Source organism: Rhizobium sp. BR 362 (assembly GCF_036528765.1).
Taxonomy (GTDB): domain Bacteria; phylum Pseudomonadota; class Alphaproteobacteria; order Rhizobiales; family Rhizobiaceae; genus Rhizobium.
This window is the reverse complement of the sequence record NZ_JARWGH010000033.1, coordinates 33,009-56,649: the sequence shown is the minus strand read 5'-3', so window position 1 is coordinate 56,649 and position 23,641 is coordinate 33,009. Positions and strand designations below refer to the sequence as shown.

Here is a 23,641-nt window from a genome sequence, read left to right as displayed (position 1 = left end):
AGGGCTCCGGTGGGGAACCCTCGCGGACCCTATGTGGCGGATAATTCCAAGCCCGAAATTAGACAGAGGCAGCCCCAGACGAACACACGGAAATGCGGTACCCAATCCGCGCATAAGAGTATGCCAGCCGTCGTCAAAATGCCCTGTCTCCTCCTTTGTTCAACAGCTCCACGCATGTGCTTTCGTCGTCAAGACCGGAAAGGAAACAGTCATGACTAAAGACCTTGCAAACGAACATAAGAGGGTCTTCCTCACTTTGTGTGGTTAACAAATCGTTAGTGGTCACGGCGCTATGGGCGGGCATGCGAACGAGATCGAAATGGTCGCCCGGTCCGGGCATTAAAGTGCAGAGGGTCGTGTCCAACGACGACGGTGATTGGGTTGTGTCTGCTTGCGGGCCATCCTCTGGCACATGCCCAGATTGCCAGCACCAGAGCAGAAGTCGGCATGGCTGGTCGTACCGCAGTCTTCAGGACCTGCCGGTCCAAGGCAATGAGGTGACGGTAAGGCTTCAGTTGAGCCGCTGGCGTTGCACATATCGGCAGTGCAAACGGCAAACATTCACCGACCCGCTCCCGGCGATTGCCTCGCCCTACGCCCGCGGAACAAGGAGAGTCGCAGAAATAGTTGGCCTGCTGGGGCACAGCGCCGGCGGGCGGCCCGGAGAGCGCTTGATGAGACGGCTTGGGATGCCGATCAGCGACGACACCATCCTTCGGCACTTGAAGCGCAATGCTTCAAGGGTCGACGACGACCCCCCCGGCGCGGATCATCGGGATCGACGACTGGAGTTGGAGGAAATCGTGGCGCTACGGCACGATCATCGTTGATCTCGAACGCCGAACGGTCCTGGATATTCTCGAAGACCGGAGCGTGGCAAGCGTTGCACGATGGCTGCAGCGGCACCCGTCTATTGAGGTGGTCAGCCGAGATCGATGCGGGCTTTACGCGCAGGCCGCTCGTGAAAGTGCCCCACAAGCGTCTCAGGTGGCGGACCGCTTTCATCTCATCCAGAATCTTCGTCTTGCTATCGAGGAACAGATGAGCCTCTCCGGCCGAGCTACAGGCAGGGCACTGCTACCAGACGAGGACATAGAGAACGATCATGACGATCGGGCTTCGCATGAGGGGACGCCTGAGACGCCTTGGCGCAATCAGCTTCGCCGGGCGCATCGACAGTCGCGGAAGGATGTGTTCGAGACGGTACACGCCTTGAGCAAGGAAGGCCTGACCTGCTCGGACATTGCACGTCACACAGGATACGGCCGACGAAGCATCACGAAATGGCTGACGTTCGAAACCCCACCCGATCGACGCAGGGGCGCGCTACAGCCGACATCTCCCCTCTTCTTCGAAGCGTTCCTCACCCAGTGTTGGAAGGATGGCAACCGCCGTGGTCGGCATTTGTTTCATGACATAAAACACCGAGGATACACCGGCAGCTTTTCTAATCTTGAACGCCTCCTGGCAACATGGCGCCGCGCCGAGAGGCCGGAAACGGATGAGGATAAAGATAAGGATGATGCGGCGTCGGCTCGGATTGGGCCCTCCGACAGAGCACCTGACAATTTGCCTGTCCGTGATCCGCAAACCGGTCATTTGATCTCACCCATTGTCGCGGCTACTCTTTGCATCAAGCCGCGCGGCGCACTGACCATCAATCAGGCGCGGAAAGTCGATGCCCTCAAACAGGGATCACGGACGTTTGCTGTTTTGCGCAGCTTCGCCATGCGATTTCGCGGCATATTTCGCGGCCGAACCTCGGCGAAACTCGACCAATGGATCGACGATGCCATTCATTCTGGTCTCGCCCTCCTAGCCCGTTTTGCCCGTGTACTTCGCCGTGATATAGGCGCCGTCTGTAACGCCATCGACCTGCCCTGGAGCAACGGTCAGGCAGAAGGCCAGATCAACCGACTAAAGACGATCAAGCGCGCAATGTACGGCAGGGCGGGACCAGAGCTTCTCAGGGCGCGGATGATGCCAATTAAATCGACTGATCTCCACACAAATTGAGGAAGACCCGGTTTTAACGGGAACGCGTTCTGGCGCTCTCGGACGGCAGCGACACCGTCGATTCCGGTGTAGGTCTGAAAGTTGGCCACGTTACCAAGCTAACTCCGACACTCTGCTTTATTCCCATCTTCGGGCTCGTCGCCAAGAACGTCTGCTTGCGGCGACGTGGGCAAATTTGTGAACGTTCGAAACAGAGGCGCAAAGCAGTCGTCCTGCGCTTGGCTGCGACGTCAGCAAGACTGAGTTTTGGTGACTTCGGGCAGTTCATTTCCGACCGAGTTTCTGCGGTCTCCGAAATTCGGCCTGAGCGCCTTCGCCAAATGATGGATTGTCGACGGCGAGGTGTCGCGACACCTCGCAAATAAGCGTCAACCAATTACCCATCGTCGGCGAAGTGCAGAGCAAGCCAAGCAATGCCGGAAATGAAAAAATCTGGCATCGCTTGAAACCGCGCCCTTCACTTAACGAAGCCGAATGTCTTGCGTAAACTCTTGTCGACCGCATTCGCCGGCATGAATCTGCGCAAGCGGTTGAGAAGCGCCGCGTTGCCGCCGGCCGGTTGGCGCATGCGGTACGGACCGTTGATGGCGGCCAGGATTTTCGCGGCGACGACCTGGGGTGACGGCGCTGATTTGATCTGCGCCTGAACCGTCTCGATGGTCGCATGGGCCTGCTTCTCATAGACGCCCAAAGGGGCCTCGGTATGTGCCGCGTTTACGTCCAGCCTCGTGTTGGTGAAGGTGGGTTCGAGCAGCACGACCCTGACGTTAAACTCGCGGATTTCATGATCCAGCGACTCCGACAGCCCCTCAAGCGCATGCTTGCTGCTGGCATATAGTCCCATGAACGGCGCTGGCAGGAAGCCTAAGACCGAGCTGACATTGATGATCAGCCCGCTATGGGCGGCTCGCATGGATGGCAGAGCGGCCCGTACCATGCGCAATGGGCCGAACACATTGGTATCGAATACTCTTTGAGCTTCCGCCGTGGAGGTATTCTCGACCGGGCCGATCAGGGAAACGCCGGCATTGTTGATCAGCACGTCGATCTTACCTGTTTCGGACAGAACCCATTCCACAAAGTTCGTAACCGATGCGTCGTCGTTGACGTCAACGGTTACGAAGCGCACGCCGGGGATTGAATTGGCGCGGTTCGGGTTGCGAACGCCCCCAAACACCTTGAAGCCATTTTGTGCGAGAAGGCGCGCCGTGGCCTCGCCAATTCCGGATGACGCGCCGGTAATAACGACGACTTTCTGATTGGACATGCATACTCCTGAGGTTTTGAGCGAGCGAGTGCTGGCAAGCTTTGAACGGGATCGGGTTTTTCCTTCCTTTGTCAGGTGAGGATTCCGCATTTGCTTCGCACGCGTCTCTGTTAGATTTCGATCGCAATCTAACTTAATTTTGGATGTCGATCAACATATAAAATGAAGCTGCGGCTGTTTTGGGAGAATTTTCAATGCGGTGACGGCTGGATCGTGCCGGGGTTCGGCGGTCGGAGAGGCCTGGGCAAGACTGCTCAGTCGATTGATGAGAGCCGAAGCACCGCCAGCGTGCTAGCACCACCACGGATTATGTTCGCTGCCGCGACTTATGCGGCACGCTATGATGGCCGATGGACGATCGAGCAAACGAGGAGAAGTCCTTGCCTGACACTGCGCTGATGAATGGTTTCGAGCTTGTGACGGGCCTTTCGAAGGGTATCTTCCATCGCCCACCGATGGCAGATTTGCTGCCATTCACACTTCTTCCGCCTGGGGACGGTCATGTCGAGCTTCTCGCCAAGCCGGAGGCCCGTTTTCTCAATATGATGAATACAGTCCATGGCGGATGGATCATGACGATGCTCGACACCTCCATGTCGCTTGCCGCGCAAACAATGTTGAAGCCTGGCGAAGTCTGCCCTTCGCAAGAAACTTCTGTATACATCCGATTTTTGCCGACTGCGGCGAAGTGAGGGTCACCGGAAAGGTGATCTCTTGCGGCCGGACAGTCATCACGTTGGAGGGCAGAATCGAAAGCCTTCAAGGCAAGCTACACGCCCACGGCACGTCAACCTGCTTGATCGTTCGACCCGGACCGTGAAGGTCGCGGAAGTATTAGCTGTTTGAGCACCGTCGCGGCGGATCGCTGCAACGTATTTGCAGTGCAGCGATTTTACCGAAGGACCGCGGCGATGTGCGAAGGTGGAAACACCCAACGACTTAATGCCTCATGAGGGCGGTTCCCGCGCGGTTGCGTGAAACGATTTCGTCGTGGGTCAAGCCACCACCGGCTGCCATGAACTCCTTGATCAGGGAATCGCGATTTTCGGCTGCTCGAGATCGATCCGCAAACAGCAGAGCTTCCTTCAGTTCCGCTTCCGAAAGTTCCGTGCAATAGGCGGGAGTTCCGGGTTGTTGACGCCATGATTCCGAAAGCGCACCTGAATCCACAGCGTCGAAACCGGTCGCCTCCACCAGCGTCATCGCGATCGCCTTCGTCTTGGGATCATCGCCTGCAACCGGGAGGGCGATCCGCCCATTTTCTCCTTGGGGCCGCCCCTTCTCTGCCAATGTTACCGCCAAGGCCGCGTTCCAAGCTTTGACGAGCGGGCGGCCAATTTGCTCACTTACCCAAACGCCTTCCGGCATACCTCTATCGACTTTTGCGATCGCGCCGTCGCGGAACGGATAATAGTTCGAAGTGTCGATCACGACGACGTCGTCAGGCACATCATGGAAGAGTTCGGCAAGATCGGAATAGTTTCGGAAGGGAATGGACAGTACGATCACCTCGACGTTACGAACTGCTTCTTCCTTTGAGACTGCGACTGCACCCACATCACGGGCAAGATCACGGATCGTCTCCGGAGCTTTCGAGTTGGCCAGTTTGACTTTGTCGCCGCTGGCCGCAAGTTTTTTCGCCAGGGTCGCGCCAACGTTTCCGGCCCCAATAATCCCGATTTTCATGGAATGTCCTTTCTGCGAGTTGGGAAGGCGGTCATTGCAACGGTGGCGGGGCGAGCGAACCCATGAAGGATATCACGGAGTTCCACCAACCCCTCATCGGTGAGCTGGCAAGCCGTCTTAATCTTGTCCGTGATGGACCAAAGTTCATCGCGTAAGGCTTCGCCTGCTTTCGTCAGATTGATCAAGACGCGACGCTCGTCATCGTGATCGCGCGTGCGCGTCACCATGCCGGCGGCTTCGAGACGCTTGAGAAGCGGGGTGATCGTTCCAGTGTCCATGTCGAGCGTTGCTCCCAGCTCTCCGACCGCACGTGGCGTTCTGCCATAGAGCTCAAGCATCACGAGATACTGCGGAAACGTCAGTCCAAGCGGCTGCAGAAATGGCTTGTGAAGACGAGCCATTCGATTGGCTGCGCCATAGAGCGCAAAGGAAAGCTGGGTACCCACCTCACGGCGGGAGTTCATCGCATTCATCGAGATGATTCTTTATCTAGTGCACATTTATCTAGCGCGATAGATAATTCTCATCTCAACGGAATCAAGATGGCTGAGCAGATTTAAGCGGTTATGAGTGCCCCGGAAACCTCGGCAGGTCGCGAGACAGGTTCGTCGAGCGCACGCATGATGAAACGAATTTGGGCATTGACCGACGCAGCGATCTCGTCTTCCCCTTGGAAGCATTGGGCGACCAAGACCGGGTGGGAAAACGGCAGGAACGCTGTGATCGCTCCTTGTACGGCATCGTCGATGTTTTCAACTTGGAATTCGCCCGATCGCACGCCCTGGCGGATAATCCCTTCCAGGATCGCCCGCATTCGCTCACTATTCGCATTTATCGTTGCCCAATTTTCGCTCGTGGCAGCGACAAACAGTTCGTGAACGGGTTTTTCTTCCATCAGCATCCTCCTGCTGTGCCGATGAAGGACGCTCAAAAGTTGCGCGAGCTTTTTGCTCGCTGCCGCGTCTGTCCGTGCGATGGAAAAAGCAATTTCAGTCTGCGCCTTCAAGATCCGCCCACACACAGCATTGTCGATTGCGGCCCTTGTGGGAAAGAAGCGGTACACGTTCGCCCGACTTGTACCGAGGTCGGACGCAATGTCTGCAATCGTTGTCTTCCGATGTCCGATCCGGCGAATGTGTTTTTCCGCAATATCCAGGATGCGATCACGCTCCTTCGCTAAAAGGGCTTCATCTGAAGCCGAGAAATAAGGTCCCTGCTCCTCGAACTCCGGTTCCTGCCGATCGGACGACCCCTCAGCATCCTGGACCGTCGATGCTGGACCGTCAGCTTTCTCCTTCACGCCTTGGGCGGTCACGTTAGTACATATCCGAAACATGATCTCACTCCGCAGCCATAGCGCGTTGCAGTTCGGGAGCCTTTTGCTCTGGATGATGTGCTTCTGCCTTAGTCGGCTTGATGCGGAACCAAGTTGCGTAGAGAGCAGGAAGGAACAGCAGGATCATTACAGTCCCGACCGCCGTACCGCCGATCAGCGTGTAGGCCATCGACCCCCAGAACACCGAATGGGTGAGAGGAATGAAGGCAAGAACGGCCGCAAGGGCTGTCAGCATGACCGGGCGGGTCCGCTGCACCGTCGCCTCGATGACGGCGTAATAGTCGTCGAGACCGGCTGCCTTGTTCTCCTTGATCTGCTCGGTCAGGATCAAAGTATTGCGCATAAGGATTCCCGCCAGCCCGATCAATCCGAGAATGGCGTTGAAGCCGAACGGCTGATGGAAGAGGAGCAGGATCGGAACCACGCCCGCAAGGCCTAGCGGTCCCGTCAGCATGACCATGGACATCGTCGACAGGCTGCGGACCTGCAAGACGATGACGATCAGCATCGCGGCAATCATCGCCGGGAAGATCTGGACAAGGGCGACATTGGCCTTCAAGGATTCCTCGATGTTTCCTCCCATCTCAATACGATATCCGGCTGGAAGCGATGCGATCAGCGGCTGAAGCGCCTTCAGAATCTGCTGCGAAACTTCCGGGGGCTGCGTTGCCTCGTTGATGTCGGAGCGGACGGTAATGACAGGCGTTCGATCGCGTCTTTTCAGGATCGGTTCTTCAAACCGGATTTCCGAGTGGCCGATCTGGTCGAGCGGAACCTGCCGGCCATCGCGGCTCATCAGCGAGAAGTCTGCCAGTCTGGAGGGATCGAGGCGGTTTTCACCGGCGCTGCGGGCAATGACAGGCACGGTGCGAATGTTCTCGCGAACCTGTGTGATCGGAATTCCGCTCAGCAACAATTGCATCTGCTGGGCGGCCTCCGCCGACGAGAGACCGATCAGATTGAGCCGATCCTGATCTGGGACGAAGCGCAGCACAGGTGTGCGGTTGCCCCAGTCGCGGTTTGCCTGGCGGACATCCGGCACGGTCTTCATGATTTCCAAAGCCTTTTCGGAGATCTGGTACAGTTGCTGAGGATCGGATCCCATGATGCGGAATTCGACCGGGAACGGCGTGTAAGGGCCGAATACGAGCTGCGTGACGCGGACATAGGCTTCGGGAGCGAGGCCGTCCGACACGGCGCTCCGGAGACGTTGCTTCAGGGCTTCGCGGGCTTCGGCATCAGGTGTCAGCACGACGATCTTGGCGAAGGAAGGATCCGGCAATTCCGGCGCCATGGCGAAGAAGAAGCGAGGAGCGCCCTGCCCCACATAGCTCGTGACAGTCTTTGCCTCCGGCTGCTTCTGCAGCCATCCCTCAAGCTTTTCAACCGTCGCCGTCGTCGTCTCGATGCTGGTGCCCTCGGGCAAGCGGACCTCGACCAGTACTTCGGGACGGTCCGACGTCGGGAAGAACTGCTGCTTGACGGCGCCCATACCAACGACGGAGATTCCCATGGTGATGCCGACCACCGCACAGGTGACGAACTTGTGCCGCACGGCAAACTCGATCAACCCCCGAAGGCGGCGATAATTGGGCGTGTCGTAGATCGCGTGGTGGCCACCATCGACCGGCTTGATCGCCGGCAGCATCTTGACGCCAAGATAGGGTGTGAAAACCACGGCGACGATCCAGGAAACGATGAGGGCAAAACCCACGACCCAGAAGATGTTGCCGGCATATTCGCCGGCGGTCGAGCGCGCGAAGCCGACCGGCATCAGCCCGATGATCGTCACGAGCGTGCCGGACAGCATGGGCGCCGCCGTATGGCTCCAGGCATAGGCGGCCGCCTTGATGCGATCCATCCCCTCCTCCATCTTCACCACCATCACCTCGATGGCGATAATGGCGTCATCGACCAGAAGACCAAGCGCCAGGATGAGCGCGCCCAGCGTGATGCGGTCGAAGAACCGACCGGTCTCCAGCATGATGAGGAAGACGACGGCGAGCGTGAGCGGAACGGCCAGAGCGACGACGATACCGACACGCCACCCGAGGCTGATCAGACTTACGAACAGCACGACGCCAAGCGCCATGGCGAATTTCAGCATGAACTCGCCGACGGCTTCCTGGATGTTGACGGCCTGGTCGCTGACCTTGGCGAGCGTCATGCCGAGCGGAAGACCCTGGGCGATCGTCGCTGATCTTTCTTCCAGTGCCTTGCCGAGTTCCAAGCCATTCCAGCCCTGTTGCATGACAACGCCAAGCATGATGGCAGGCTCGCCGTCATGACGGATAAGGTAGGTGGCCGGATCTTCATAGCCTCGCCGCACTTCGGCAAAATCCGAGAGCTTCATCGTGCGCCCGGCCGCGACGATCGGCGTGTCGGCGATCGCCTGGATGTTGTTATAGGCGCCATCGAAGCGAATGAAGACCTGCGGACCGCGTGTATCGATCGATCCCGCTGGCGTCACGGTATTTTGCCGCTGCAAGGCGGCTGCGATGTCCTGTGCCGAAATCCCGAGAGTGGCCAGCTTGGCATAGGAGAATTCGACGAAGATCTGTTCAGGCCGTTCTCCGAGAATGTTGATCTTCTTGACGCCCGGCACATGCAGAAGGTCCTGGCGGATCACCTCGGCCTGACGCACGAGGTCGCGCATCGGCATGCCCTTGGCCTTCAGCGCATACAGACCGAAGCTGACGTCGGAATATTCGTCGTTGACGAAGGGACCGAGCACGCCCTGGGGCAGGTTGCGTGCCTCGTCTCCAAGCTTCTTTCGGGCTTGGTAGAATTCCTCTTCGACCGCTGTGGGCGGCGTGCTGTCCTTCAGCGTGACGGTCAGGAAGGCATATCCCGGCCGCGTGGTCGTCTCGACGCGGTCGTACCATGTGAGCTCCTGGAGGCGTTTTTCGAGAGGCTCTGCGACAAGATCCTGCATTTCGCGCGCCGTCGCGCCCGGCCATACGGCCGTCACGGTCAAGGTCTTGATGGTGAACGAGGGATCCTCCGCTCGTCCAAGCTTGGCGAAAGCGTAGACGCCGGCCGCAGCCAGCAGCATGATGAAGAAGAGGGTAACGGCTCGCTCGCGAACCGCGAGCGCGGAAAGATTGAAGATCATTGGTTGGCCGCCTCTGTTTTTTCCGCACGGACGTTCGCACCGTCCTGCAGGAGATGCGCTCCGAGAGCGACGATCGGCTCGCCTGCCTTCAGGCTGGAAACCACCGCAACCTCCTCACCCATCTTCTCGACCTTCACCTGCCGGAAGTGCACGGTCGACGATTTTTGGTCGAAGACCCACACGCCAGTTCGGCTGCCATCGTCAAAAACAGCACCAATCGGCACCGCCGCATGCGCCTGACCGCCATCGCTGGCAATTTTGATCGTCACCGTCGCGCCGAGCGGGGCCGACGCTGCCGCGCCGTCAAGGACCCAGCGTGCTTCATAGGTGCGGGTTTGAGGATCGGCGGCATCCGAGATCTGCCGAAGCCGCGCCTTGTCTTGGCGGCTTTCGTTGCCGTAGATGCTGGCTTCGGCTAGGTCCCCAATCTGGGGCCGAATGGATTCCGGAAGCCAGACCACAGCCTCGCGAGGCCCGGCCTGGGCGAGCCGGATGACCGTCTGTCCAGCCGTGACCACTTGCCCCGGCTCTCCCAGCGTTTCGACGACGGTGCCATCGGTATCGGCAATCAGCAGTGAATAAGTTGCCGCATTTTCGGCGACGCTTGCATCGGCTTGCGCTGCGGCAAGTTGTGCAGTTGCGGTGTCTAGTGCTGCCTTCGCCTGTTCATAACGCTGCGGAGAAGCGGCCGCCAATCCGTTTTTCACCAAAGCGGCGTAACGTCTCTCGTCAGCTTGCGCCTGGGTGAGGACGGCTTGAGCCGCAGCGACCGCGTTGCGTTTTGCGGCAAGCGCCAGACGCAGGTCGGTCTCGTCAATGCGCATCAGAGGCTGACCGGCCTTCACCTGCTGCCCGATGTCAACATAGCGCTCCATGATCTTGCCCGGCACTCGAAATCCCAGATTGCTTTGCACCCGAGCGGCGATCGTCCCTGTGAAAGTGCGTATCATTGTGTCCGGTCTCTTTGCATCCACCAAACTGACGAGTGGCGGCGCGACGCGGGGGTCCGTGGCCTGCGCCCTTCCTTCCGAGGACTCAGCAAGGAGAACGAACGTGGTAGCGCCAGCGGCCGCCAATATGCCGACGGAGGCGAGGAGAATTTTGCGTTTCATGTCATTAGACCCTTGTTGACGGGTGCAGTTAAATTAGATTGCGATCTAACTCTAAATATGCTATAGATGTCAAGTGAAATCTAAATGGAGATCGATATGAGAGTCAGTCGGGCTCAGGCAGAGGCAAATCGCGAAGCGGTCATCAACGCGGCAAGCCGGCTTTTTCGGGAGCATGGATTCGATGGGATCGGGCTGAAGGACCTAATGAAGGGCGCCGGCCTCACCCAAGGCGCGTTCTACAAACAATTCGCATCGAAGGACGATCTTGCCGCACTTGCATCGAGGCGCGCGCTGGAAAGCGCCACAAGGAGATGGTCGAGTGCGGCGGCGGACGCCTCCGATCCCTTGGAAGCCGTCATGGCATTCTATCTCTCCAAGGATCACAAAGGAGAGAAGGCCGAGGGTTGCCCCCTGGTGGCGCTGGGAGCGGACGCAGCTCGGCAAAGCAGGGAAGTCAGGCGGCCGTTTGAGGATGGCATTCGAGCTCACTTTGAGGTGTTGGATGAACTGATGGGAGATGCCAGCAGCGCAAGTCCGAGCGATAAGGCAATGGCGATCCTGTCTCTTATGGTTGGTGCCGTCACGCTCTCTCGCATCATCGAGGATGAGAAGTTGTCGCAGGGTGTACTCGACGCGGCCACAGGTGAAGTCAGGCGTATCGCGCATCGCGACGATGTTGCCTGAAGGCTATGTCGGCTCCGGAGCCGGCACCGACATGGGCCGAGATGTAGCTGCCGACCGTATGGGGTGAGAGCGTTCTTGGACCTTTGAGGAATTACATGTTTGGAGAATAGGCCCTGACCCCGTTGTCGGTTTGGACGCTGATTGCATGCCTATTCCTATAGCAAAGGCAGGTGGAAAACAGATGCGTCGTATTGTTGTTACCGGTATGGGTGCAGTCAGTCCCCTTGGAGCAAACGTTGATATTTCCTGGGCGCGCCTTCTCGCGGGCAAAAGCGGCATTCGTCGACTGGGTGACGATGTGGTCGGGGATCTGCCTTCGAAAGTCGGAGGCGTGGTCCCCTCTCTAGCCGAAGACCCTGAAGGAGGTTTCGATCCGGATACGATCATGCTGCCGAAGGATCAACGCAAGGTCGACCGGTTCATCATCTTCGCGCTGGCAGCCGCAGAAGAGGCGCTAGCGCAGGCGAACTGGAGGCCGACGTCGAATGAAGACAGGTTGAGAACCGCGACGATCATCGCGTCCGGCATCGGTGGCTTTCCGGCAATAACCGAGGCCGTCCGCACCGTCGATCAACGTGGTGTGCGCCGCCTCTCGCCCTTCACCATTCCGTCCTTCCTCGTCAATCTCGCGGCCGGGCAAGTCTCAATCCGCCACGGCTTCAAAGGCCCCCTTGGTGCACCTGTGACGGCATGCGCCGCTGGCGTTCAGGCCATCGGCGATGCCGCCAGGCTTATTCGATCCAATGAAGCCGACATTGCCATTTGCGGTGGAACGGAAGCCTGCATGAACATCGTCAGCCTTGGCGGCTTCGCCGCGGCAAGATCACTGTCGACCGGATTCAACGAAACGCCGAGCAAGGCGTCGCGTCCCTTCGACATGTCGCGTGACGGCTTCGTCATGGGCGAAGGGGCAGGCATACTCGTCATCGAAGCACTGAGCCACGCTCTTGCTCGCGGCGCCACCCCGATTGCCGAACTCGTTGGATACGGCACGACAGCCGACGCCCACCACATCACCTCCGGTCCCGAAGACGGAAGCGGAGCGCGCAGAGCAATGGAGCTTGCCATCTTGCAAGCCGGCGTGGCCCCTCGTGAAGTGGGTCATCTGAACGCGCATGCCACGTCGACACCGGTGGGCGATCTCGGAGAAATCAGAGCGATCAAGAGCCTATTTGGCGGCGAAAAATCCGTCGCGGTGAGTGGAACGAAGTCAGCAACCGGACACCTGCTCGGCGCAGCCGGAGGTCTGGAAGCAATTTTTACGATCTTAGCGCTCAAGAACCGGGTCGCACCACCGACCCTGAACTTGAATACACCGGATCCGGAGGCGAACGGCATCGATATCGTCGCAAATGAAGCACGCCGCATCGACCCCGAATACGCGATATCCAACGGCTTCGGTTTTGGCGGGGTCAACGCCAGCGCACTTTTTCGACGCTGGCCGACGGAAAGCAATCGTCGGACATCCCCCATCGGCTGATGGTTCATCACCACCTTCGCAGCAAACCGGCGAAGGTTACTAAGAGCACAGAGTTGGGCAGCAATTGAGGGTCACGCCGACCAGGCTCTTCTGAAGCGGCAGTGGCTTTCCCCGGGCATGGGTGCCGCCGCTTGCCACCGTAGCGATGGCAGAAGCAGATATGCGCTTGCCCATGGCCTGGCAGCTTCGTTGGAATATGGGACAGAATCGACTGCTCAAGCGCTAGGGTGAGGTTGGAAACCTGCGCCCGACAACCATCGTCTCGGCGAGATAATATGACCGTTTCGCGGCGGTCTGACGAATATGATCTTTCATCATCGCACGAAACTCGCGCAAAGTGCCAAACCCGATGTGCTGCGCAAGTCTGTGAACCGTCGTTTGAGACACCCCGCAATGGCGCGCGATTGCTGCGGCGCTTTCGAAGGCCATCAGTTCTGGGCGGTCCATGATCTCCCTTGCGACGCGCTCGAGACTGTCGGGAAAGACAATATGCCTTTTAGCGATCAGGTACTTTAGTTCCTGCAGGGTCTCGGGAGGAAAGAGGTCTCTATCCTTCATCATTGCGCTCGCCTTTCCCAAACGTCGTCTTCCGGCAATCTCGGTGCGACCCGGGTGTACTTTCGTCGGCGGCACGTCAGCTGTGTGGCGATGCGGCAATGTGAGGACTTGGCCGCATCGCATCGACGCTTGTTAGCCGACGGTCACGGGTCTCCCTGTCTGCCAGCTTGCCGTTGCGGCTTCCGCCAGTTTCTGCGCCTGAAGTCCATCGGGGCCACCGGGCCTCAGTGACCTAGTGCCTGTGTCGATCGCATCAATGAAAGCATTGATCTCATTGGCGTACGCCTGGGCGTAGCGCTCGAGAAAGAAATGCTGAACGGGATCACCGCTAACGCCGTTCGCGTTGGAAAGTTCGACGCTCGTGGCGGCGATATTCTTCGCTGCAAGCATACCGGCTGCGCCATGCACTTCGATGCGCTGGTCGTATCCATAAGTCGCCCGGCGCGAATTGGTGATGACGGCAATGCGGCCCGAAGCCGTCTGCATCTGCACAGCGGCGGTATCCACATCGCCCTCGGCGCCGATTGCCTTGTCGACGAGAGAAGACCCAAGCGCGTTCACGACGATGAATTCCTCACCCATGAGAAAGCGAGCCATATCGAAGTCGTGGATCATCATGTCACGGAACAGACCGCCGGAGGACTTGACGTAGTCAGCAGGCGGCGGCGCGGGATCCCGACTGGTGATCGTCACGATCTCGATTGCGCCGACATCGCCGCGGCGAAGGCGCGCTTCCAAACTCGCGAAGTTCGGGTCAAAGCGGCGATTAAAGCCTATCATCAAGGTCGACCTGCTTTTCTCAACGACGTCGAGGCAGGTATTGATGCGTTCGACCGAAAGCGATACCGGCTTTTCGCAAAGGATTGCCTTGCCGGCTCTCGCGGCCGCCTCGATGAGGTCTGCGTGGCTCGGGGTCGGCGTCGCGATAAGGATTGCATCCACGTTCGGAGACCTGATGACATCCTCCACTTCGGCAACCTCGGCGCCAGTCTGCGCTGCGAGAGTCTCCGCCGATGCCCTGAAGGCATCCGCCACATAGGCAAGCTTCGCCTTCGGGTTCGCCGCGATAGTCGCGGCATGCACCTTGCCTATCCGGCCGGCGCCGATCACTCCAAATCTGATCATCTATATTTCTCCATGATGTGTAAGCGTTGGCTATCGAAATATTTAAACGGTGAACGCGTCGCGGAAGCGGGCAAGCGCCGTCTCGTCGTCTCCGGAAGCCCATGCCTCCATGCCGATCGTGCCGCGATACCCCATGTCCTTAAGCGCGCGGGCGATTGCCTTGTAGTTGATCTCTCCGGTGCCCGGTTCCATGCGACCGGGAACGTCGGCCACCTGGATTTCGCCGATATAGGGCAACGCGCGCCGGCACAGCTCGATCAGGTTTCCCTCGCCGATCTGAGCGTGGTAGAGATCGAGGTTGAGCTTTAACGCCGGTCGATTCACGGACGAAACGAGCGCCAGCGTATCTTCGGCCCTGGCAAAGGGCGTCTTGGGGTGGTCGACGGCTTGATTGAGATTCTCGAGCACGAAGGTCACGCCCTCCTGCTCTGCGAGGTCGGCAACGCGGTTCAGCGTATCGCGTGCCTTGAGCCACATGGCGCCCGTCACCTGATCAGCCTTGACGACCGGCAGTCCATTGCCGTCAAGACCGGTGCCATGCAGGTTAAGGCGCGGGCAATTCAGCTGTCGGGCGACGGGGATCGACAGCTTCGCGGTTCGCAATAGTTCTTCCGCGCCTTCGTCATCGGCAAGCGTCCCGGACACATAGCCCGTCATTGACGAAAAGACCGCTCCCGACCGCGCAAGCGCGGCGATGTCGTGTTTCGTCCAATCCCAGATTTCGGCATGAAAGCCGAGTTCGTTGATACGCTTCAGCCTGTCGACAACAGGAAGCGACTTAAAGACCATCTCGGCGCAGACGGCGAGCGTGAAAGGGGATGATGTATTCGACGAACCGTCGTTCATGACCATTTCCATATTTGATGATTGAGAATGCGGCAGCCTGCCAGAGCCAAGCGGGTGCCGCGGGATAAGCGGTGCTAGATCGTGCCGCCGAGCTCTTCGGACAGTTGCTGCAGTTCTTTGCCACCAGCCATGAGGTTCTGAAGCTCGTCCATCGCGATATCGGCCTTGGCAAAAGTGCCAAGCGTCTGGCCGCGATTGAGAATGGTGAAGCGGTCCGCGACCGCATAGGCGTGCCGGACATTGTGGGTGATGAAGATCACCCCTAGTCCGTTCTGCCGGACCTGGTGGATATATTTCAGCACCATCGAGGTTTGCGCCACGCCGAGCGCCGAAGTCGGCTCATCGAGAATGAGGATCTTGGCGCCGAAATAGACGGCGCGCGCGATAGCGACGCATTGACGTTCGCCGCCCGATAAAGTCCCGACCGCCTGATTGGGATCGCGGATATCGATGCCGATTTTGCGCATCTCTTCACGCGTGACATCATTGCAGTGCGCCAGGTCGAAGCGACGGAATGGAAAGATACCTCTGCGTGGCTCCCGTCCCATGAAGAAGTTACGGGTGATCGACATCAGCGGGATCATGGCGAGATCTTGGTAGACCGTCGCAATCCCCGCATCGAGGGCGTCGCGCGGGCTGCGGAAATCGACCGGCTTGCCATCCACCCGAAATACACCGCCGCTCGGCCGGACGACACCAGACAGCGTCTTGATCAAGGTGGATTTGCCCGCGCCATTGTCGCCGAGGAGACAAAGCACCTCGCCGGCCGACACTTGCATCGAGACACCATTGAGAGCGATCACGGAGCCGTAATGCTTGACGATGTCGGTCACTTCGATGATCGGCGTTCGGTTATTGACGTCTGGCATGATCAGCGCTCCCCGGTAACCTTGCGGCGGATGAAATTGTTGAAGAGCACGGCCAAAAGCAGCATCGAGCCGAGGAAGACCTGGAACCAGTCTGAGTCGAACTTTGTATAGGTCAGCCCGATGGAAACCGAGCCGAAGATGATCGCGCCGAAGAAGGCGCCGATCGCCGAACCATAGCCACCCGTGAGCAGGCACCCGCCAATCACGGCGGCGATGATCGCCTCGAACTCTTTCTGAAAGCCGCGTCTGGCGTCAGTCGAACCCGCATCCAGGACGGTGATGATGGCGACCAGCGCCGCGGCACACGCCGTCAACGCAAACAGGCCCGTCTTCACCCGATGGACCGGGACGCCGGAATTTCTTGCGGCATTGGGATCCCCACCAGCGGCAAAGATCCAGTTGCCCATGCGAGTGCGCAGGAGGAGCCAGGTCGCCACCAATGCAAGAGCAACGAACCACAAGACCGATACCGGGATGCCCGTGACCTTCGGTAGGCCATTGGGGAACTTGTCGATCAGATCGTGATCCGCGAGCCAGACGAATAGGCTCTTCAGCGCATCGCCGGAAAAGAGCCCGAGCAGCGGGCTGTCCTTCACATGGTCGCCGATGCCGCGAAGCTGCGTCGAGCCGCCTGTCGCCCACTTCAGGCCGACGAGCGTCAGGCCGCGCAGGATGAAGAGAAATGCCAGCGTCACAATAAAGGATGGAAGACGCGTGTGAATGACGATCTGCCCATTGATCGCCCCCATGAACGCCGCAAAGAGCATCGTCATGACGATAGCAACCGAAAGCGGCTGACCGAAATTCGTCAGGATGACACCGAAGACCAGCCCCGCAAAGGCGACCATCGAGCCGATCGAAAGATCGAACTCCCCTCCGATCATCAAAAGTGCCGCGGCAATAGCAAGGATTCCCAATTGCGACGCCGGCGCCATGATGGTCATCACGCCTGAAAGGGAAAACATTGTTGAATCGGCGGTGAGAAAGAAAAAGACGATGACGAGTACAAGGCCAGCCACGGCACCAAGCTCGGGCCGCCGCATCATATGCGTCAAAAAACTCACCTGTTTGACGCGCTCATCGGCTTTCGTCGCAGCCGCTGCCTTTTGCTCAAGCGAAGCCATAACTCCTCCCACGGGATCGTAATTTCGGGTAACGGCGGCGCTGCTTGGCACCGCGCTCTATCAGCCAAACCCCCTCCCCCGTTCAGGGGAGGAGATTCTGGGAGAATGCCTTTCGGCAATTCTGTTCAGCGAATGCCCTTGGCGGAAAGATCTACGACCTGGGCCGCCTTTTCCTTGGTGATCAGGTTCGGGCCGGATGGGACGTTACCCCCTGGGATCAGCCCGTATTTGGCGTAGTTGGCCAGGAATACGACGGGCAGGTAGCCTTGCAGAAACTGCTGCTGATCGATCGCGAAAGCTGCCTTGCCGGCAGCCACGGCCTTCAGGAAATCTGCCGAAAGGTCGAAGGTCGCCACCTTGATCTTGCCGGTCATTCCGACGTCCTCGACAGCCGCCAGAGACGGCTCGCCGGCGGTACCGGCGCCAAGCGCCATGATGGTATCAACCGCCGAATTGGAACTCAGCGCCGCCTTGACCTTTGCGCGGACATCGGCCGGATCATTGCTCACGGGCAGAACCGTGACCTTGCCGCCGAAACCGTCGGCAAAGCCCTTGCAGCGCAGGTCGAGCGCGACATTGCCGACCTCCTGATTGACGCACAAGCCTTCCTTGCCGCCGAGCTCATGCAGCTTCGCACCGGCGGCCTTGCCGGCGGTGTATTCGTCTTGGCCGACATGCAGAAGTGCACCAAGCTCTTTGGATACATCCGAGCCGGAATTAATCGAGATGACCGGAATGCCAGCGGCCACGGCCTTCTTGATGGACGGGCCGAGCGCCGAGGCGTCCGGAATGGAGACGATGAGCCCGTCAGGCTTCTGATTGATGGCCGCATCGATGAGTTGCCCCATCGACACCATGTCGAAGGTTTCCGGTGCGCGATAGTCGACGCTGACGCCGACGTCCTTGGCGGCCGCGTTAACGCCATTCTTAACAACGGACCAGAAAGGATCATTGGCTTGGCCGTGAGTGACGGCAACGATGCGTATGTCCGCAGCGCTAACAGCTGCTGCAGAGCACATGAGCGCAACAGCGACGGCCGCACCCCCGAGAAGCGATTTCAAACCGAATTTCATTTTACCCTCCCAAAACATCCGCCGTGGGCGGACCGTGAAGTTGCTACCGGTAGCAACTCCTTTTGCACCCGGTAGCAAGCTCAGCAAAGTTACTTTATTGTCGACAAAAATCAAGCATCCATTCCATTTTTATTTTTTTGTGGAATATTCATTCCATCGGGAGGAGACGAGAATGCGCAAACGGGCGACGGCGAAAGAGGTGGCGGAAGCCGCCGGCGTATCGAAATGGACGGTCATCCGTGCGTTTACGCCCGGCGCGTCGATCACCGACGCCAGCCGGCAAAAAGTGCTTCAGGCCGCCGAAGCGTTGAACTATTCGCCCAATCTGCTCGCCCGCAGCCTTGCGACGAACACCACCCATCAGGTCGCCGTCTTCGTCGACGACTTTGCCAATCCGCACAAGCTTCCGGTTCTGGAATTGCTCACCGAGCGCCTGCAGGCGGAGGGTCTGTTGACGGTACTGATCAATATCAATCGGCATTTCGATCATATTCACGCGCTGATCAACGCCGATCAGCGACAATTCGATGCCGTCATCCTATTCGGCACGGCCTTTCGTGAGGAAACGCTGGGTGATCGCAGGCTCGGTCCGGGCCTCCCGCCAATGTTTGTCCTTGCGAGAGACAGTCAAATCCCCGGCGTGCCCGCAATCGCGTGTGACACCGACCTCGCTCTCAGCGAAATCGTTGACTATTTGTTCCACAAGGGATACAGCCGCCCTGGATTCATGACGGGAGCGAGAACCCTTTCCACCGCTCTGGGCAGACGCCGTCACTTTGCGAACTACTGGCGGCAGAGGGGCATTGAACGCGTCGTGGAACTGACCGCGGAAAGATACAGTGTTCAGGCCGGCGCAGAGGCAGCGCGGATTTATTTGAGCGACATCCCCCCGGGCCACCGCATCGACGTCTTGATGTGTGAAAACGACATCTTGGCGCTTGGAGCAATGGATGCCGCCAGGAGCGAATTTGGACTTCGAGTTCCGCAGGACCTCGCTGTCGTCGGTTTCGACAATATAGAACTCGGGGGCGTTCCCGCATACGGGCTGACCAGTTACGAGCAGCCTACCGAAGAGATGATCAACGTCATGGTCGCGATGATAACCGGCAAGCGTAGCGCCGAAATGGTCCTTCTGCCGGGCAGCCTTGTGCCAAGATCATCGGCTTGACGCGCCCCTTATAAAACGCATATCGGCTCAAACTTGCAAGCGGCAGATAGACCGCCTTGATCGGAGTCGAACCTCAGGCGCGGTAGTTTGGCGTCTATTGCAGTTGAAGGGATTAGAACCCGCGGCACCAATCTGCCAAACCTAAGTCATTGAGACCTCAATAGTTATTTGCAGAAACCGCATTATGCGGTATGTCATTTCATAACATCAATATCCCGCGTCCGCTATCCTTCGCACCTATGATTCAAGTTCGATGGAATTTGGCTGACGAAGTTGACGAGATACTCCATATTCTATGCGGAGGTGCCCTATGGCTATGACCGATAAGAAAGGTGGTTCCCGCAAGCGCACCGAGCGTCGCGGCAATCTAATTACCGGATATGCTGGTAAATGGGAGCTACTCTTTGAGAAAAAAGCAGCGGCCCGCGCGACCGCTGCGCGAGTGCTTTCTGGCGTTTCCGAAGGTGTCATACGCGCCAAGAACACAGGCGGCACCGTTCGTGTGACATATGTCATTCGATCCTCGGACGAAGAACCCGAAATCGAGATCGAGGAGATCACACCACAAAAGGACGCTCTGGATATAGCCCTCGCGGCCGCAAAGCAGCGCGGGAGCGAGCGTGTCGCTGAGATCCTTAAGCGGCCCGAGATGTTGTCCGCAGACGAGTTTGCCGATGAGATCGGCTCCACACGCGAGACGGTGAACAAAAAGCGCAAGCGTCACGAGGTTCTCGGGCAGGCCGCCAAGCAATTGCTGACCCGTCTTCTGAAGAAGCAGGGTATCGCACCGAAGCGGATGATCACTGACAAATTGCGCTCCTATGGAGCAGCCCGGCGACAGGTCATGCCGCACATCGAACACCGACCCCAAAAAGGTCTGAACAACCGGGCCGAGCACTCTCATGTGCTGCTGCGAAAACGCGAGCGGATGATGCAAGGCTTCCGATCGCCGGGAGGCCTTCAGCGCTTCGTCTTTGTCTTCTCCGCTGTCCGCAGCCTCTTCGTTCCGCCCAGCTCACAACGCTCCGCATTCCAAAACCGCGTTCACCGCATCCACGCGATCGCAGAGTGGAAAGCTGCGGCGGGAGCCATGGCCTGAGATCAATCCCAAAAGGCCGAACGTCAAACGTGCATCCGAATTCAAGTTAAGGTGACATCGCCCCCTGAACCATATCCTGAAACGATGCCGAAAAATGTTGATTGTGAAGCGTCGGTCGTCGACCACGATGAAACCCATGATTCCATCGATGGCACCTGATGCCAAGGGCATCGTCCCTGGAAAGCCTAGTCGCAGTCGGCTTGGTTTACCTTAGGAAAAGCTGAGCCTCGATCGCGGCTTTGTCGAGCACCGACCATACCTGGACAATCTTGCCGCCCTTATATTCGTAAAAGACGTTTTCGCAGAACGACACGCGCTGGCCATTGACGGGAAGGCCGAGAAACTCACCGGTCGGGCTGATGTCAAATTCGAGGCGGCTCGCCACCGTATTGTAGTCGGAGACCAGGATGCGGATTTTGTAGTACAGGTCGGGGATATCACGAGCCTCTTTCTCCCGCGCCTGTTGATACGCATCAAGTCCGACGATCTCTCCGTTGTAGGCGACCTCGGTATGGACGTAGTTCGCCAGATTGTCCCAGTCCCGGCTATTGAGGCAATCGATATATTCTTGATACAATTCCGAAAGTGGGGCGGTCATCTCGTTCCTCCTTGGGCTTCAATTGATCTGCTCGTGGACCCTCAGGAGACAGCGCGCGCGAACTCCTCGGGTTGCTCCTGTGGCACGTTCTGTCCGGCGTTGACGACGCGATGTTCGTGAACCGGACAAACATTTTTGCTGGTCCGACGTCCCTCCTGGCTTCCGGGAGTCCCGTCAATGGTTACAGCCGGTACGGTTATTTCAAGCTTTTGGGCCAGCCGGACCTCGAACTCCTGCATTGCAATCTCACCGGCCTTAAGGCCGAAAGAATGCCGATAGCAGCTAATCACGACGTCCACGAAGTCAGGATTTTCGAACGCGTCGGCCGACCTTGCAAACGTGGCATCATCGAACCGCCAGCCCGGAGACTATTCGCTCCATAGTATCCGGCAGAGATCCCGGCGGTGTTGCGACAGGCACTCGCGTCCGCGCTCCGTCTGGAACAGGTACTGATACCAGAGACTTTTTCCAATGCAGGACCACAGGGTGCCGTTGCCCGTTGACGTCGATGATGTCGTAGCGAGCATAGGACACCAAGCCGCCGATCCGTTCCGGCCACAGGGCTGCCGCCACGCAGCAGGCGTTTCCTCGCCAGATCCGCTTGCCATCTTCACGAATGGCGATCGCAGTGTTATAGCGCGGCGATCTGGGAGGAACTTGCGCGACAATCTGGATGGGACTGTTGTGTCGCGGACGGTTGCCAATTTAGCAGCCTGATTGACGCTGGCAAGCGGTCTTTACTCTTCTAATTGTCGCGGAGCGTCAATCTGGGCCGCCTCGTTGATTGTCGCGTAGACCGGAGGCCGCGCGCGCTGTCGTTTTGCTTCCATGGCGGAGCGGCGACGATAGCTTTCGACGTTCATCTCGAAGATCGTGGCGTGATGAACGAGGCGGTCCACCGCGGCGAGCGTCATAGCGGGATCCGGGAAAACTCGATTCCATTCGCCAAAAGGCTGATTTGCGGTCAGCAGGATGGATCGCCGCTCGTAGCGTGCCGAGATGAGCTCGAAGAGAACGCTGGTCTCTGCTTGGTCCTTTGCCACATAGGCGAGATCGTCGAGGATAAGCAGATCGAACTTGTCGAGCTTGTTGATGGCGGATTCCAGTTGCAACTCGCGTCGTGCAACCTGCAGCTTTTGAACGAGGTCTGTCGTCCTGGTGAACAGCACGCGCCAGCCGTTCTCGACCAGCGCCAGGCCGATGGCTGCCGCAAGATGGCTCTTGCCGCCGCCCGGCGGCCCGAACATGAGGACATTGGCCCCCTTCGCCAACCAGCTATCGCCTGCCGTCATCGCCATGATCTGTGCCTTGGAGATCATCGGCACGGCGTCGAAGGCAAAGCTGTCGAGGGTCTTGCCAGGCGGTAATCTGGCCTCTGACAAATGGCGCTCGATCCTGCGCCTGTCGCGTTCGGCAAGTTCATGCTCCGTTATGACCAACAGGAAACGGGCAGCAGGCCAGCCCTCTCTGTCGGCCTGTTCGGCGAAGTCTGCCCAGAGCATCTTGATTGCTGGCAGGCGAAGCTCGTTCAGCAAAATGCTCAGGCGGCCGGCATCGATATCGTTGGGATTGGTCATGCGCGTTCTCCTGCATGGCTAGCGACCAGCGCCTCGTATCCACTCAACGGTGCGAGATGCACGGAAACGACGGGCAAGGTGGCAGGATCTGGTGCGAAGTGCTTGCGCAATTCGGCCATATCGGGAAGCTCTCCGGCATCGAGGGTTCTGGCCAGCCGTTCGGCGAGTTCACGTTCGCAGGTCCGCTCATGGGCCAGCGCCAGGATCTCGACCATGGTCTTGCAGGCTTGCTTGTCGGTCAATCGTTCCAGCAAAGCCTCGAAGGTTTGGCGATATTCCAGCCTCGGGAAGAGCTGGTCTCGATAGACGAGCCGCAACAACGCCATCGGCTTCTGACGGAGAGAATGAATGACGTGCCGGTAATTGACGACCTGGCTGTGGCGGCCGTCTGGATGTGCCCGCCCCCTGGAGAGTGTCATGAGATAGGTGCCGCCGACGAACACATCGAGCCGGTCATCGAAGAGGCGCACCCGTAGCTGGTGACCGATCAGGCGTGAAGGCACGCTGTAGAAGACCTTGCGCAGGGTGAAGCCGCCGGTGCGCATGACCCTGACGACGACCTCCTCGAAGTCTGTCGTCCTGCGCTGTGGCAGTTCCTGCAGATGAGGCCTTTCGGCTTCGATGCGCTTGAGGTTGTGGGCATTGCGGCGGCTGACGATCTCATCGACAAAGGCACGGTAAGCGGCAAGATCGTCGAAGTCGTTGCTGCCGCGCATAAGCAGCGCGTCGCGGATTGCTGCCTTTATATGCCCGTGCACGCTCTCGATCGAGCCGTTCTCGTGGGCGATGCCTTTATTGTTGCGCGTCGGCTTCATGTGATAGTGGGCGCAAAGCTCCTCATATCGACGCGTTGATTGCCGACGCTCCCGGGCCGTGGCGATGCGGTAACCTGTAGTAGCGCGGAATAA

21 protein-coding genes and 2 pseudogenes are annotated in these 23,641 nt (G+C 58.6%); 8 read left to right on the top strand and 15 right to left on the bottom strand.

Annotated elements, in window-relative coordinates; translation table 11 throughout:
- Window positions 1-302: 302 nt before the first annotated feature.
- The 3 genes and pseudogenes from QDY28_RS31060 to QDY28_RS25735 form a co-directional block, all read left to right on the top strand.
- Window positions 303-476: pseudogene (locus tag QDY28_RS31060) on the top strand (ISL3 family transposase); the annotation flags it as partial.
- Window positions 477-674: 198 nt separating this feature from the next.
- The gene (locus tag QDY28_RS31055) at window positions 675-830 is read left to right on the top strand and encodes a hypothetical protein (protein WP_442967589.1); all 156 of its coding nucleotides are present in this window, start codon (window positions 675-677) and stop codon (window positions 828-830) included.
- Window positions 769-2,016, top strand: coding sequence for an ISL3 family transposase (locus QDY28_RS25735; RefSeq protein ID WP_442967588.1), 1,248 nt, complete (start codon window positions 769-771; stop codon window positions 2,014-2,016). The genes QDY28_RS31055 and QDY28_RS25735 overlap by 62 nt, the downstream gene beginning before the upstream one ends.
- A 457-nt stretch (window positions 2,017-2,473) precedes the next feature.
- On the opposite strand, the gene QDY28_RS25730 is transcribed toward QDY28_RS25735, so the two are convergent.
- Complete coding sequence (locus QDY28_RS25730; protein ID WP_331384207.1) at window positions 2,474-3,283, bottom strand: oxidoreductase; 810 nt, start codon at window positions 3,281-3,283, stop codon at window positions 2,474-2,476.
- A gap of 380 nt (window positions 3,284-3,663) precedes the next feature.
- Between QDY28_RS25730 and QDY28_RS25725 the strand changes: the two genes are divergently transcribed.
- Window positions 3,664-3,975: a PaaI family thioesterase gene (locus tag QDY28_RS25725; RefSeq protein WP_331384206.1), complete on the top strand. Its 312-nt coding sequence runs from the start codon at window positions 3,664-3,666 to the stop codon at window positions 3,973-3,975.
- A gap of 247 nt (window positions 3,976-4,222) precedes the next feature.
- Here QDY28_RS25725 and QDY28_RS25720 read toward each other — a convergent pair whose 3' ends face one another.
- From QDY28_RS25720 to QDY28_RS25700, 5 genes are all read right to left on the bottom strand, one after another.
- Window positions 4,223-4,969, bottom strand: coding sequence for an NADPH-dependent F420 reductase (locus QDY28_RS25720; protein WP_331384205.1), 747 nt, complete (start codon window positions 4,967-4,969; stop codon window positions 4,223-4,225).
- Window positions 4,966-5,442, bottom strand: coding sequence for a MarR family winged helix-turn-helix transcriptional regulator (locus tag QDY28_RS25715; RefSeq protein ID WP_442967587.1), 477 nt, complete (start codon window positions 5,440-5,442; stop codon window positions 4,966-4,968). The genes QDY28_RS25720 and QDY28_RS25715 overlap by 4 nt, the downstream gene beginning before the upstream one ends.
- 83 nt (window positions 5,443-5,525) lie before the next feature.
- Window positions 5,526-6,284: a TetR/AcrR family transcriptional regulator gene (locus QDY28_RS25710; RefSeq protein ID WP_331384204.1), complete on the bottom strand. Its 759-nt coding sequence runs from the start codon at window positions 6,282-6,284 to the stop codon at window positions 5,526-5,528.
- Window positions 6,285-6,309: 25 nt separating this feature from the next.
- Window positions 6,310-9,420 (bottom strand): efflux RND transporter permease subunit, encoded by a 3,111-nt coding sequence (locus tag QDY28_RS25705; protein WP_331384203.1) that lies wholly within the window; start codon window positions 9,418-9,420, stop codon window positions 6,310-6,312.
- Window positions 9,417-10,532 carry an efflux RND transporter periplasmic adaptor subunit gene (locus QDY28_RS25700; RefSeq protein WP_331384202.1) on the bottom strand — a complete coding sequence of 372 codons (1,116 nt, stop codon included), beginning with the start codon at window positions 10,530-10,532 and terminating at the stop codon, window positions 9,417-9,419. Before QDY28_RS25700 ends, QDY28_RS25705 begins: the two co-directional genes overlap by 4 nt.
- Window positions 10,533-10,628: 96 nt before the next feature.
- On the opposite strand from QDY28_RS25700, the gene QDY28_RS25695 reads away from it, so the two are divergent.
- Together QDY28_RS25695 and fabF are read left to right on the top strand one after the other, a co-directional pair.
- A complete protein-coding gene (locus tag QDY28_RS25695; RefSeq protein ID WP_331384201.1) occupies window positions 10,629-11,216 on the top strand; it encodes a TetR/AcrR family transcriptional regulator in 588 nt (195 codons plus the stop codon).
- Between the two features lie 181 nt (window positions 11,217-11,397).
- Window positions 11,398-12,696 carry a beta-ketoacyl-ACP synthase II gene (gene fabF, locus QDY28_RS25690; RefSeq protein WP_331384200.1) on the top strand — a complete coding sequence of 433 codons (1,299 nt, stop codon included), beginning with the start codon at window positions 11,398-11,400 and terminating at the stop codon, window positions 12,694-12,696.
- Window positions 12,697-12,918: 222 nt separating this feature from the next.
- On the opposite strand, the gene QDY28_RS25685 is transcribed toward fabF, so the two are convergent.
- The 6 genes from QDY28_RS25685 to QDY28_RS25660 all read right to left on the bottom strand — a co-directional run bounded on the left by QDY28_RS25685 (window position 12,919) and on the right by QDY28_RS25660 (window position 18,291).
- On the bottom strand, window positions 12,919-13,257 hold the full coding sequence (locus QDY28_RS25685; RefSeq protein ID WP_331384199.1) for a MurR/RpiR family transcriptional regulator: 339 nt from the start codon (window positions 13,255-13,257) through the stop codon (window positions 12,919-12,921).
- A 129-nt stretch (window positions 13,258-13,386) separates the two neighbouring features.
- Window positions 13,387-14,379, bottom strand: a complete 993-nt coding sequence (gene iolG / locus QDY28_RS25680) for an inositol 2-dehydrogenase (RefSeq protein ID WP_331384198.1) — start codon at window positions 14,377-14,379, stop codon at window positions 13,387-13,389.
- Window positions 14,380-14,421: 42 nt separating this feature from the next.
- On the bottom strand, window positions 14,422-15,225 hold the full coding sequence (locus tag QDY28_RS25675; RefSeq protein ID WP_331384197.1) for a TIM barrel protein: 804 nt from the start codon (window positions 15,223-15,225) through the stop codon (window positions 14,422-14,424).
- A 74-nt stretch (window positions 15,226-15,299) separates the two neighbouring features.
- A complete protein-coding gene (locus tag QDY28_RS25670) occupies window positions 15,300-16,094 on the bottom strand; it encodes an ATP-binding cassette domain-containing protein (protein ID WP_331384196.1) in 795 nt (264 codons plus the stop codon).
- 2 nt (window positions 16,095-16,096) lie between these two features.
- On the bottom strand, window positions 16,097-17,218 hold the full coding sequence (locus QDY28_RS25665) for an ABC transporter permease (RefSeq protein WP_331384195.1): 1,122 nt from the start codon (window positions 17,216-17,218) through the stop codon (window positions 16,097-16,099).
- Window positions 17,219-17,343: 125 nt separating this feature from the next.
- Complete coding sequence (locus QDY28_RS25660; protein ID WP_331384194.1) at window positions 17,344-18,291, bottom strand: sugar ABC transporter substrate-binding protein; 948 nt, start codon at window positions 18,289-18,291, stop codon at window positions 17,344-17,346.
- Window positions 18,292-18,463: 172 nt separating this feature from the next.
- Here QDY28_RS25660 and QDY28_RS25655 point away from each other — a divergent pair, with 172 nt between their 5' ends.
- Window positions 18,464-19,459, top strand: coding sequence for a LacI family DNA-binding transcriptional regulator (locus tag QDY28_RS25655; protein WP_331384193.1), 996 nt, complete (start codon window positions 18,464-18,466; stop codon window positions 19,457-19,459).
- A 310-nt stretch (window positions 19,460-19,769) separates the two neighbouring features.
- Window positions 19,770-20,558 carry a DDE-type integrase/transposase/recombinase gene (locus QDY28_RS25650; protein ID WP_331384192.1) on the top strand — a complete coding sequence of 263 codons (789 nt, stop codon included), beginning with the start codon at window positions 19,770-19,772 and terminating at the stop codon, window positions 20,556-20,558.
- 205 nt (window positions 20,559-20,763) lie between these two features.
- Here QDY28_RS25650 and QDY28_RS25645 read toward each other — a convergent pair whose 3' ends face one another.
- The 3 genes and pseudogenes from QDY28_RS25645 to QDY28_RS25635 all read right to left on the bottom strand — a co-directional run.
- A complete protein-coding gene (locus tag QDY28_RS25645) occupies window positions 20,764-21,156 on the bottom strand; it encodes an ester cyclase (protein WP_331384191.1) in 393 nt (130 codons plus the stop codon).
- Between the two features lie 737 nt (window positions 21,157-21,893).
- Window positions 21,894-22,733, bottom strand: a complete 840-nt coding sequence (gene istB / locus QDY28_RS25640) for an IS21-like element helper ATPase IstB (RefSeq protein ID WP_331384190.1) — start codon at window positions 22,731-22,733, stop codon at window positions 21,894-21,896.
- Window positions 22,730-23,629, bottom strand: a pseudogene (locus QDY28_RS25635) (Mu transposase domain-containing protein); the annotation flags it as partial. The pseudogene QDY28_RS25635 and the gene istB, both read right to left, overlap by 4 nt.
- Between the last annotated feature and the right edge of the window lie 12 nt (window positions 23,630-23,641).